The organism is Parachitinimonas caeni (assembly GCF_030129945.1).
Lineage (GTDB): Bacteria > Pseudomonadota > Gammaproteobacteria > Burkholderiales > Chitinimonadaceae > Parachitinimonas > Parachitinimonas caeni.
Window position 1 is genome coordinate 246,666 of the sequence record NZ_JARRAF010000005.1, and the last position, 11,795, is coordinate 258,460.

Consider the following 11,795-nt stretch of genomic DNA (forward strand, 5'->3'; position numbering starts at 1 on the left):
TGGTGGCTGACGTTTGCTTCGGGTTGCGCCGGGCGGCAAGAGGATCAGGGGAGGGCTGCTTCACCCTGTGAGCGGCCGCAACGTAGATTGGCCGGCACCGCTTCGTGAATCAGCCGGGGTTCGGGCAGCTTCAGTCCTGCCATCAGAGTGATGAATCCATCGCGAGTTTGCCCGGCAAGGCGGGGGTTGTGCCGCCGCTCTTCGGCGATGGTCGAGACAGCGTGTCCTCGATAGTCATGGCCGGGGCAGACCAGCGTCGTTTCAGGCAGTGCCAGCAAGCGCTGCAGCGAATCATATTGCGCACCAGCATCGCCACCCTGAAAGTCGGTACGACCGCAGCCACGAATCAGCAGGCAGTCGCCAGTGAACACGGCGAGGTCATCCAGCAGGATGGCGATGTGCTGGGCGGTGTGACCCGGCGTAGACAGAACGGTGAGCCGGTGTTGGCCAACACTTAGGACTTCCTCGTCAGCCAGCTCGCGGTCTGCGCAGGGCACTGGGGCGCCCGCCGCCACGGCAACCCGGCAGCCTAGGGCCTCGCGCAACCAGCCCCCTGCGGAGATATGATCGGCGTGGACATGGGTTTCGATGACCCAGTCCAATGTCAGGCCCAGTTCTTTCAGAAGCTTGATGTCGCGTTCGGCTTGCTCTCTGACCGGGTCGATCAGTACGGCGTGGCCGGCGTCGTCAATCAGATAGCTGTAGGTGCTGCTGGCGGGGTCGAAAAGCTGTCGGTACACGGTAGCCTCACTTTGTTATATAGCCATATAACGATATGGTGACTTTTGATTTTACGCCAGGATGGCTTGCTCAGCGTAGTGCATTGCATCTGAAATCGGTTCAACTTATGCCGTACTACCCTGATCAGACAGGCGCACGGGCTGCCTGCGCTGCCTGGAGCGGGGGGCAGGATGGCTACTCGCAAAATGGATAAACAGCTTCTAAGCTGATGAAATAAATCACCAAAAGGAGATGATCATGCGTATGTCCAGGTTTGTGGTGCAGTCGGCTTGCGTGTTGGCAATGGTTTGCGGCGGCTCTGCCTATGCCGAGAAGATCCGCCTGGTGTACTCCGATGTCGAATCGGAGCTGTATCAACTGGGCAATGGCACCCAGATCGCCAATCCGCCGGGTGCCGCCATCGAGATTCTGAATCAGGCTGCCAAAGAGGCGGGCGTGGAAATCGAGTACGTCCGCCTGCCCGTGAAGCGTAGCTTCGATGAAATGCAGCAAGGCAAGGTCGATGGCGGTTTCATGTACTCCTTCAAGGAAGAACGCCTGCCGTTTGGCCAGTATCCGATGAAGGCGGGCAAACCTAACCCTGCGTATCGGATGACGACGCTGACTTATTCGATTTACAAACTGGCAGGTTCGGCCGTCAATTGGGATGGCAAGGCATTTACCGGCGTGGGTAATGGCGCAGTAGGGTTCAACTCGACGTACTCGGTGGGGTCTGATCTGGCCAAACTAAATGTGCGCACTGAAGAGGCCAAGACAACTGAGCAGAACTTTCAGAAGCTGCAGACAGGGCGGATTGTGGCTTATGCCATGCAAGACCATACCGCCGACCTGTTCATCTCTGAACATAAGCTGACCAATATCGAGAAAATTCCGGCCCCGCTTTCCAGCAAGGAGTACTACCTGATGCTGAGCAACCAGTTCGTGCAGAAAAACCCGGCTTTGGCCGAGAAGCTCTGGCAGAAGGTTGGAGAGGTCCGCGATGCCAAACTCAAGGAAATTCTGAAGAAATATATGTAATAAGAAGTTTCTCTGACGGTTTGCAAACAGGGGCTGCGGCCCCTGTTTGCATTGGTTGCATCAAACACTTGATTGCTATGTAGCGATATAGTGAATTGATCGGAGTACACTATCGGTACTCCATGTATTGATGAGTTTGTATATGAACCAGTTCAATGATCAGGCGCTGCAGCATATTGCGCAGTATTTCAAAGCCTTGTCTGAGCCGTTGCGGCTGCGGCTGCTCAATGCCCTGCGGGAAGGTGAGCGCAAGGTGGGGGAATTGACTGAGATTTGTGGGTGCAGCCAGGCCAATGTCTCGAAGCATCTGGCGATTTTGGCAGATGCAGGCCTGATCCTGCGTGAAGCGCGTGGGACCAGTGTGTTTTATCGGGTGGCAGACCCGGCAACCTATGAGCTTTGCGATCTGGTCTGTGGCCATATCGCCCGGCGTTTCGCGAGCGATGATGGCTGGCGCACCGCCTTTCTGGCGACGGCAGGAAAGAGCGAATGAGGGCCGGTGTAAGGGCTGAGGCGGCCAAGGTTCTGACGCTATCCACCCCCGAGGCCAAAGTGGCGGGCACCCAAGCGGTCTATCAACGCTGGCTGGATGGCCTGCTGACGCCTGAATCCGGGATGCTCGTGTTGCCGAACCAGCCGGGGCGTCCATCAAAACCGGTCCTGATATCGCCACAGGAAGTGCCCCGGCGTCGTTTGAATACCCCCGAGGGGCGCGCTGCGTTGATCCATGCCATCGCCCATATCGAGTTTAATGCCATCGACCTGGCGCTGGATGCCGTGGCGCGTTTTGATGGCATGCCGGAGAGCTACTACGCCGACTGGTTGCGGGTGGCCGCGGAAGAGGCATTGCATTTTTCCCTGTTGCAGGGCCATTTGCAGACACTCGGATATGACTATGGTGATTTTCCTGCCCATCGCGGCTTATGGGATATGGCCGACCGTACACGGCATGATGTGCTGGACCGAATGGCGCTTGTGCCTCGTCTGCTGGAGGCGCGTGGTCTGGATGCTACGCCCGGTATTCAGGCAAGGTTGACGCAGGTGGGTGATCTGGCCGCCGTATCGATTCTGGATGTGGTGTTGCGAGACGAAATCGGCCATGTTGCCATAGGCAACCGCTGGTATCACTGGCTATGCGAGCAACGTGGCTTGGCGCCGTTGCCGACTTTCCGTGATCTGCTCGATCGCTACCAGGCGCCCCGTCAGACGGGCGTGCCGAATCGCGAAGCGCGTCGTCTGGCTGGTTTCAATGATGAGGAACTGGCGGTACTGCTGGATTACTGGGAAGGCTAGCGGCAACAAAATCCCGGTGCCGGGCGGCACCGGGAGGAGGGTAGGTCAACTGCCTTGATTGCGCGCAGGCAGGGCAATATTGACTTCGAGCACCTCGAAATTGTCCTGCCGGTCGAGAGACACCTTGATGTCATCCCGACTCACTTGTACGTACTTTGAAATGACCGCCATCAATTCCTGCTGCAGCTGTGGCAGGTAATCGGGGCCAGATGAGCGGCCAGCACGTTCATGTGCCAGTATGATCTGCAGCCGCTCGCGCGCTACCGTGGCGGATTTCTTCTTGTTGCCTAACAGGTAGTCAAGAAAAGACATGGCTTAGCCTCCAAACAGACGCTTCAGGAAGCCAACTTTTTCGGCTTGTACAAAGCGCAGGGGTTTTTCCTCGCCCATGAAGCGCGATACGACATCTTTGTAGGCTTCCGAGACATCACTGCCCTGCATATGAATAACCGGGGTACCGGCATTCGAAGCCTGCAAGACGGTTTCCGATTCCGGAATCACACCCATCAGCGGGATGCGTAGCAGTCCCTGAATATCTTCAAGGCTGAGCATTTCGCCCGCATCAACCCGCTTTGGCGCGTAACGGGTTACCAGCAGATGCGCCTTGATCGACTCCCCTCGCTCTGCCTTCTGGCTCTTGGCGTCGAGAATGCCGAGAATCCGGTCGGAGTCGCGTACGGAAGAGACTTCCGGATTGGTGACGACAAGTGCCTCGTCTGCGAAATAGAGCGCCAGCAAGGCGCCGGTTTCGATCCCCGCCGGTGAGTCGCAGATGATGTAGTCGTATTCCTGTGAAAGCTCTTTCAGGACACGCTCCACCCCTTCTTTGGTGAGCGCTTCTTTGTCGCGGGTTTGCGAAGCGGGCAAGACAAACAGGTTGTCGCAATGCTTGTCCTTGATCATTGCCTGTTTGAGTGTTGCTTCGTTATTGATGACGTTGATGAAATCGTAGACGACGCGGCGTTCGCAACCCATGATCAGGTCGAGATTACGCAAACCGACGTCGAAGTCGATCACCGCCACTTTATGACCACGCAACGCCAGACCCGAGGCAAAGCTCGCGCTGGTGGTGGTCTTGCCTACGCCCCCTTTACCGGAGGTGATGACGATAATCTTTGCCACGCTCATTCCTTCCTGAATCGTGATGTCTGAATTGGTTTTTGGCCCAAGCGGCAGCCTCAGCTGCCGACCAGTGCCTCTATCGATAATTTGTCACTTGCCAGGCGTACTTGCGCTGGCCGCCCCCTGATACTGGCGGGCAACACTTCGTCCAGCGACCGGTAAATGCCAGCGATTGAGACGAGTTCTGCTTCCATGCAGGTGGTGTAGATCCTGGCGGAGTCTTCGCCACGAGCGCCGGCGAGCGCCCGTCCCCGCAACGGAGCATAGACGTGGATGTCGCCGTCTGCGATGACTTCGGCACCATTGCTGACCATACCCATGATGACGAGGTCGGAATCCTTGGCATAAACCTGCTGACCCGAGCGTACAGGCTTGTCTATGACCATGGTGGGTCGGCGCTCAACGACCGTTACCACCTGTGGTGCTACTTCTTCTACCGGAGCCGGTTGGGCCGGGGGAAGGTTCGCTTCCTGCGTATCGGCGAATACGGGTAGTCCGGCCTTTTTGGCGCTGGCCCTGGCGGTATCGTTGACACCTTTTACTCCAGTCACCTGCAGGCCGAATCGGCTGAGCAACCGCACCAGTTTGGGCAGATCGGGCGTAATGGTAGACCATTGCGAAAGATCCAGCAGTGCTGGTTCATTGCCAAAAAAATCGGGTGTATTGCCCAAGCGCTGCAGCAAGGCGGTTTCAAGCTCCGCCAGGTTGGCCGTCTTTGGCTGAAAGACCACGACGCTGAGCGCTGCGCTCTTGAATTCGAAAAGTTCTACGGCCTTACCGGTGGGGGATTTCGAAGATGCAGTCATAGGAGTGACATCGGCTTAGGCGGCTGGACCGTTGGAGTTTACCCGTTCCAGCGTTGACGCAGCAAGCAAGTGAAATGAGCTGTGGATAACTTTGTGGAGGATTTATCGGTGCTTTGAACTGACCGTTTCTCATCATTGTGGTGGCCAGTCCATTTGACTAGAAATGAAATAAAAATGTTATATAAATCATTGGTTTATTAGAATTTTCTAACGAACCCTTCATTGAGTAACTGACTGAAGGCCTGATTTGTCAGAATGGGGTGCGGTGGATAAATGACCGGATGGTGTATTGACTCTACTGATAAATCTCTTTTTGAGTCTTGATTCAGGAAAGTGCCTTTGACGATAACCGATTGTTTTCATAAATGAAGTACTGCGGCTCGAATAGGTAGGACATTCGGATGATGGATCAGGTAGACAGGCCGTTTGTGGTGCTGGCCCCCATGTGCAACGTAATAAAAAATGGAGGATGGCACGCCATCCTCCATTTTGTTACGACAGACTGCCTCAAACGCCTTATTGGCTGACTTCCAGCGTAATGCCACTGACAGGCTTGGTCGCATGCAGGGTCACGTAGTAGTAGCCCTGGCCCTTGCTGGGCTTGAAGGTCAGTTCGGCCTTGCCATTGTTGCTGCGAGCTTGGGCCTCGTTGACCTGCGCGGTTGGCCAGGCTTGCGAGCTGGCGATCAGATCCACGTCGGTATTCGCACCACTGAGCTTGATGCCGAAAGGCTTGTTTGCATCGGGGATCATGACCCAGAAGTAGCGCGTGTAATCGCCGCTTGGTCCGCCGGCAATCCCGAGTGACTGATTGCTGCGGATGCAGTCGATGGCGAGTTGATCTTCGCGATCAAACTTGCACTCGGGCTTGTTGCTGCCAGTGCCTGGTGTGGTGGTCCCGGCATTCTGGGATGCGGTCAGGGTTACGCCACTGAATGCCTGCTTGGCTACCAGTCTGACGCTCCACCATCCCTGCTTGGGATTGGGGATGGTGATGGCTTCGTTGTTGCCTGTAGACACTGACTGATGATCGAACTGTCGGGCATCGCCATAGGCGTTATGACGGACATAGACATCGACATTGCCATTTCCGCCGCTGGTCTGGATGTTCAGCTGCTTGACCGGGGTGAATACGGGCACCCAGAAGTGCAAATCGCTCTGACTATTCAGGTTGCCACGACTGCAGCCGATAGCGAGCTGATCTGGGTTATTGGTCTTGCAATCGGCCGTACCTGTCGAGGATCCTGATCCTGAAGTGCCAGTGCCAGTGCCAGTGCCAGTGCCAGTGCCAGTGCCAGTGCCAGTGCCAGTGCCAGTGCCAGTGCCAGTGCCAGTGCCAGTGCCAGTGCCAGTGCCAGTGCCAGTGCCAGTGCCAGTGCCAGTGCCGCTTACGTACTTTTCCAACCAGCTGGCAAAGTCGGAGTCGTGACGTACGCCTTGATCCTGCAGGAGCTTTCCATAAGCTGCGAAGTCGCCCTTACGGAAGAGCGCCAGCATTTTCTCTACAGTGTCGTGCTGGCGTTCGTGCATATAGCGTGCGGCCAGATAACCCCAGTGATAGATCCGCTCGGTGCCGGAGTTGTAGTCGTTATTCAGAATGGTCGACAAGGCAACCTTGCCGGACTTGGCGGCACTCAGTGCATTCTCGTTTTCATTCTTGTGCGAAATGTACTCGGCCAATCCTTCGGTCCACCATGTGGTTGGCGCTTTCTGACCGTCGTTGAAATCGCCCCACATATTAAAGCGGCCATCAAGGTAGTGAACGTACTCGTGTTCGAGGTTCCAAATATGGAAGCCTTTCATCCAGGTGGCGACATAGGCGTAAAAACGTGCCTGGTTGCCCGTCTGCGCAGGGTTGCCTTCCATATAGATGCCACCATTGTTGGTGGAAATATTGAAAAGCGCAGAGCCATATTTACTGTAGTTGTCGTAGTCCTTGAAGATGACCAGTTCCAGTGCCGAATTGTTGTCGTCGGCAACGGGTTTGTTGCTGGTGGCAAGTTTCTGGTGGAAATACACTTCTTCCGTCGCCAGTTTGGCGCAGCTGTCCTGCATCTGTTCTCTGGTTAAAGACTGGGCACGTATCTTCAGCGTCGAGCTACAGGTATAGCTGCCGGGCAGAACTGAATTCACGGCAGTTGTTTTCCAGTCGCAGACGCCATAGCTTGCGCAATTGGCGCGATCGCCATTTTCAATTGCCTGAGCGGCTTTCAGCCACATTCCATCGCCGGCCTGGCCCATCTTGTAGGTGTTCAGGATGCTACGCAGGAAGGCTTTGACCTTCTCTTGGTGTGCTGGCGATTCCAGGTAGCGGCCAGCTTCCAGTACGGCGTTCGCCAACAGCGTTTCGTCCGATGTCCCGGCCAGTGTGCTGGCATGGCGCTTCTGGAAACGGATCAGAGCATCAATGACTTGAGGATCCTTGGCATACTTATCGCGGAATTCCACTTCTTCCTGGCCACGATAGAAGACGCTGAATGCCTGGTAGATCGATGCCTGGTAACGTTGTTCCGGCCAGCTCTTATCAAAATTGTCCAGAACCTTGATGGCCTGATTGACGTAGCGGCTGTTGAGCGGACAGTTGCTGTTGATCAGCATCCAGAACTCATTGAGCAGATTGTCGGCTGCGCCATCGACTTTCCAGAATGCGGGATTGGCAAAAAAAGCATCCGCCGCATTGGCGATCAGGGTCTTGATGGTGGGGTCGAATGCCTTGACATCGGCTTTGTTATAAAACGCTTGGTAGTAGCCAGCGCGCAGGAACAGGATCAACGAGGTCGCACCTTCCCCGACTCCTCCTTTGAAGCCCGCGAGTTCCGGCTTCAGTGCTTCTGCGACGGTACGCATCTTTTCATGCGTAAAAATATTGCGGATGGCAGCGCCCTTGCCGGTAAACAGCAAGTTATTGCACTGAACTGTGCCTGCGGCTTTGATGGCGGCAATAAGTTCGCGCCCTTCCAATGCGGCAAAGCGCTCGCAGCTGACGGCGTCATCCATTGCAAAGGCTTGCATGGCTTTGCGAGGAGTCTGACGGCTTTCTGCTTTGATCTTGGGGACCCCGGGCATCTTCAGGGCGTCTTCGCTTGCAAAGCGGCTGGTGCCGTGAGCCGGCGGGAGGTCATGTACCTCGACATTAGTTTGGGCATGGGCAGTGAGCTGGCCCAAAGTGGTAACTGCAACGGCTAATACCGCTATTCTGAAGCGGGGGTGAATCATGAAGGGACCTCTCCAAATCTTGAATACCGTGGCACATCTGATGTCCACACGCACTTGGCCAGACCACACCGAAGCGTTGGTGTGTTGCCCGCCGAATAGCGGGTCATCCATCCCCGAGATAGGCAAGGGTACCGGGCGGTTTGTGTGGACACTGAGGTGCTCGTTTTGAATCGTCAGCAGATCAGTGGTGACTGCAGCTGTCAGCTTAGTGACAGAAGTGACGAGCGGTCATGATATTAGCATTATGCTGATGGTATCGGCAATTTACGGTTTTGCCTGATGGGTAGACGAACGGATGAGTGTTCGGCTTGATGGGGGATAAATTCAGATGTTTGGATTGCAGGAGGATGCTGTCGAATGGCTAGGTTGATGAGCGGGTCGGTTTATAGTGCTCGTCGTTCCACCATGGCTTGGGCCAGAGTGCCGCTATCGACATTTTCCAACTCGCCTCCTACAGGTAGTCCACGCGCAATGCGACTGGAACGGATGCCGAGTGAGCGGAGCGATTCGGCAATGTAATGGGCAGTGGCTTCGCCTTCTACCGTAAAGTTGGTGGCCAGGATCACTTCTTCAATCATGCCATCCTGTGCTCTGTTCAATAGGCGATCCAGATGTATTTCGCGAGGGCCGATACCATCTAGCGGTGATAGGCGCCCCATCAATACAAAGTACAGGCCCCCGTATGCCAGGGTTTGCTCCATCATCAATAGATCTGCAGGGGTTTCCACCACGCAAAGGGTGCGATGATCACGCGCTGGATTGGCACATAGCTCACATACTTCCAATTCCGTAAAAGTGTTGCAACGGTTGCAATGCCGGATGCGTGTGAGGGCATCGACCAATGCCGAGGCGAGATGACCGGCACCGGCCTGATCTCGTTGTAGCAAGTGATACGCCATTCTCTGGGCGGACTTGGGGCCTACTCCCGGCAGGCAGCGAAGCGCTTGAATCAGTGCCTCCAGCGTTGTGGGCGTCTTCATGTATGCGTATCTATTTCAGAGTAAGGCTGGATTGGGCTTGATCAGGTACGAGGGGATGGCTTCTCGTACCTGCGGGGATCAACGATCAGAATGGGAGTTTGAATCCAGCGGGTAGATTCAGCCCGGACGAGAATCCTGCCATGCGTTCTTGGGTAGTTGCTTCCGCTTTACGAACCGCGTCGTTGAAGGCAGCTGCGATCAGATCTTCCAGCATTTCCTTGTCATCGGATACCGCACTGTCGTCAATCGATACGCGCTTTACAGCGTGATTGCAAGTCATGGTGATCTTAACCAAGCCTGCACCGGCAACACCTTCCACTTCTGTGGTGGCCAGTTGCTCTTGCACCTTCTTCATGTTTTCCTGCATGGCTTGCGCCTGCTTCATCAGGTTGCTGATGCCGCCTTTATTAAACATTTGTGTACTCCTTGCTTAAAATAAGATGGGTAAAAATGTGCCTGACTACGATCGATCGCTTCAGGCTGGTTTGATGGATCCTGGCAAGATGGTGGCGCCGAATTCGGATACCAATGTCTGCACAAAGGGATCGTGATTAATGGAAGCTTCGGCATCGCGCTGCCTTTCCTGGCGGGCGCGTTCATTCTGTGCTGCAGGCGTCGCTTCGGCATCGCCACCTACGATCAATTGAATCTCAATCTGAGTACCAAAGTGGTGGCAGATGGCTTCGCGCAAGCTTTCTCTATAGCTGGGGCCTGCAACGGTCTTGAATGTGTCAGGCACCACCAGCTCAAAACAACCTTCTCGATACGATTTGAGCGAGCAATTGGGGCCAAGCATCTTGGCCTGTCCTCCCAGTTTCATTGCTTCCAGCAAACCTGCCCAGTCACCATCAAACTCCGCAATTGAGCGTGACATATCTGTTAAAGGAGTATTGATCTGTTCTGCGGCCAAACCGGCCTCAGTTGTACCGTCGTCGTGACTAATTATGGGTGGTACATCCGGAGACTGGCGGGCTACTTGTTCTTTGGATGCGTTGCGACTCTGGGTAGCCTGCTGTGCAGGTTTGGTGGTGGCATGGTGTGCAAACTGTGAAGCTGTGGCATTGGGGATGACGGCAGGCTGCGGGGGTTTATGACCTGCTGGTTGCGAAGGTGCTGCCTGAGTAAATGCCAGCATGCGAATCAGGCACATTGTAAATCCGGCATATTCATCGGGCGCCAAGCCCAAGTCCTTTCTACCAGTTAGTGCAATTTGGTAGTAAAGCTGCACCATTTCCGGTGTCATGGCTTGTGCCAGCGCGCTGATACCTTCGGCCTGAGGATGCTCCGTTGCAATTTCATCCCCCAGCGCTTGCACCAAAGCAATTTTGTGCAACAACAGCGAAAGTTCCAGCAATGCGTGATCGAATGGTACGCCCTGCGCCTGTAACTTATCGGCTTGAGCGATGAGCTGCTTGCCATCGGCCAATGCGAGCGCATGGCATAAATCTAATAAGTAGCTGTGATCAACAGCCCCTAACATAGCCTGTACGCCGCCAGTTTCCACACGGCCGCTGCCATAGGCAATGGCTTGGTCCAACAATGACAGGGCATCTCGCATACTGCCTGCTGCGGCTCTCCCTAATAAGGCCAACGCTGGCGATTCGTATGGGATGTCTTCCGTGGTCAGGACAGTGGCCAGATAAGCCGCCACTTGGCTGGGCACCATTTGCCGTAACGAGAACTGCAGACACCTTGAGAGAACGGTGACAGGTACCTTTTGTGGATCGGTTGTGGCCAATATGAATTTCACATGGCCTGGAGGCTCTTCCAAAGTCTTGAGCATTGCATTGAATGCAGACTTCGAAAGCATGTGCACTTCATCAATGATGTATACCTTGAAACGGCCGGCAGTGGGTGTGTACTGCGCGCTGTCCAGCACTTCCCGAATATTATCTATACCAGTATTCGATGCCGCATCAATCTCCAACAGGTCGACGAAGCGACCCCCATCTATCTGCCGACATGCGGTGCAGTTTCCGCAGGGGTGGGCAGTAATGCCTGTCTCACAATTGAGTGATTTGGCCAGAATACGGGCGATGGTCGTTTTGCCAACACCCCTGGTTCCAGTCAATAGATAAGCATGATGTAAGCGCTGGGTTTCGAGAGCGTTGGAAAGAGCCTTGATGACGTGCTCTTGTCCAATCAAAGAATCAAATGTTTTAGGGCGCCATTTGCGCGCAAGAACTTGATAGGCCATGCCAAGGATTCTAACAGAGAGGCCATGAGCCGGTGGGCATCACCCTAGTTAGTGTTCAGAAAATTTCCTCTGCAACTTAGATAGTGTCGTCACGAGTTAGGATTTAGTCGAATAAGAGTATTTTGCGATTTATAAGGATTGACATGAGCAGCCTCCACCGGCATGACATCAGCGACGCCACTTGGGCCTTGCTGTCCCCTCATCTTCCGGGCCAGGCAGGTCAGTGGGGAGGCGTAGCCAAAGACAACCGATTGTTTATCAATGCTGTGTTCTGGATTCTGCGCACTGGAGCCCCCTGGCGAGATCTGCCCGAAAGTTATGGTGACTGGAATAACACCCACCGTCGCTTTGGCAGATGGCGCGACAAGGGCGTGTGGGAAAAACTGCTTGAGCTACTGATTGTTGATCCGGATTTTGAGTGGC

At 54.8% G+C, this 11,795-nt stretch carries 12 protein-coding genes; 4 read left to right on the forward strand and 8 right to left on the reverse strand.

Translation table 11 applies throughout. The annotated features are described in order from the left end of the window. Window positions 1–44 precede the first annotated feature (44 nt). The gene (locus PZA18_RS06555) at window positions 45–740 is read right to left on the reverse strand and encodes an MBL fold metallo-hydrolase (protein WP_284100006.1); all 696 of its coding nucleotides are present in this window, start codon (window positions 738–740) and stop codon (window positions 45–47) included. A gap of 238 nt (window positions 741–978) precedes the next feature. Here PZA18_RS06555 and PZA18_RS06560 point away from each other — a divergent pair, with 238 nt between their 5' ends. From PZA18_RS06560 to PZA18_RS06570, 3 genes are all read left to right on the forward strand, one after another. Beyond that, window positions 979–1,758, forward strand: a complete 780-nt coding sequence (locus tag PZA18_RS06560) for a substrate-binding periplasmic protein (RefSeq protein ID WP_284100007.1) — start codon at window positions 979–981, stop codon at window positions 1,756–1,758. Window positions 1,759–1,900: 142 nt separating this feature from the next. Next, window positions 1,901–2,251, forward strand: coding sequence for an ArsR/SmtB family transcription factor (locus tag PZA18_RS06565; protein WP_284100008.1), 351 nt, complete (start codon window positions 1,901–1,903; stop codon window positions 2,249–2,251). After that, the gene (locus PZA18_RS06570) at window positions 2,248–3,051 is read left to right on the forward strand and encodes a ferritin-like domain-containing protein (RefSeq protein ID WP_284100009.1); all 804 of its coding nucleotides are present in this window, start codon (window positions 2,248–2,250) and stop codon (window positions 3,049–3,051) included. The genes PZA18_RS06565 and PZA18_RS06570 overlap by 4 nt, the downstream gene beginning before the upstream one ends. A gap of 45 nt (window positions 3,052–3,096) precedes the next feature. Here the strand turns inward: PZA18_RS06570 and minE are convergent, their stop codons facing one another. The 7 genes from minE to dnaX form a co-directional block, all read right to left on the reverse strand. Continuing rightward, window positions 3,097–3,363 (reverse strand): cell division topological specificity factor MinE, encoded by a 267-nt coding sequence (gene minE, locus PZA18_RS06575; RefSeq protein WP_284100010.1) that lies wholly within the window; start codon window positions 3,361–3,363, stop codon window positions 3,097–3,099. Window positions 3,364–3,366: 3 nt separating this feature from the next. Continuing rightward, window positions 3,367–4,173, reverse strand: coding sequence for a septum site-determining protein MinD (gene minD, locus PZA18_RS06580; RefSeq protein WP_284100011.1), 807 nt, complete (start codon window positions 4,171–4,173; stop codon window positions 3,367–3,369). A 56-nt stretch (window positions 4,174–4,229) separates the two neighbouring features. Continuing rightward, the gene (gene minC / locus PZA18_RS06585; RefSeq protein WP_284100012.1) at window positions 4,230–4,979 is read right to left on the reverse strand and encodes a septum site-determining protein MinC; all 750 of its coding nucleotides are present in this window, start codon (window positions 4,977–4,979) and stop codon (window positions 4,230–4,232) included. 516 nt (window positions 4,980–5,495) lie between these two features. Further along, window positions 5,496–8,195, reverse strand: coding sequence for a M9 family metallopeptidase (locus tag PZA18_RS06590; RefSeq protein WP_284100013.1), 2,700 nt, complete (start codon window positions 8,193–8,195; stop codon window positions 5,496–5,498). A gap of 383 nt (window positions 8,196–8,578) precedes the next feature. Beyond that, a complete protein-coding gene (gene recR, locus PZA18_RS06595) occupies window positions 8,579–9,175 on the reverse strand; it encodes a recombination mediator RecR (protein WP_284100014.1) in 597 nt (198 codons plus the stop codon). A gap of 85 nt (window positions 9,176–9,260) precedes the next feature. Further along, the gene (locus tag PZA18_RS06600; RefSeq protein WP_284100015.1) at window positions 9,261–9,590 is read right to left on the reverse strand and encodes a YbaB/EbfC family nucleoid-associated protein; all 330 of its coding nucleotides are present in this window, start codon (window positions 9,588–9,590) and stop codon (window positions 9,261–9,263) included. Window positions 9,591–9,650: 60 nt separating this feature from the next. Beyond that, window positions 9,651–11,372: a DNA polymerase III subunit gamma/tau gene (gene dnaX, locus PZA18_RS06605; RefSeq protein ID WP_284100016.1), complete on the reverse strand. Its 1,722-nt coding sequence runs from the start codon at window positions 11,370–11,372 to the stop codon at window positions 9,651–9,653. Between the two features lie 143 nt (window positions 11,373–11,515). Here dnaX and PZA18_RS06610 point away from each other — a divergent pair. Then, the coding region (locus PZA18_RS06610) for a transposase (protein ID WP_284100017.1) at window positions 11,516–11,795 on the forward strand (280 nt) is incomplete at its 3' end.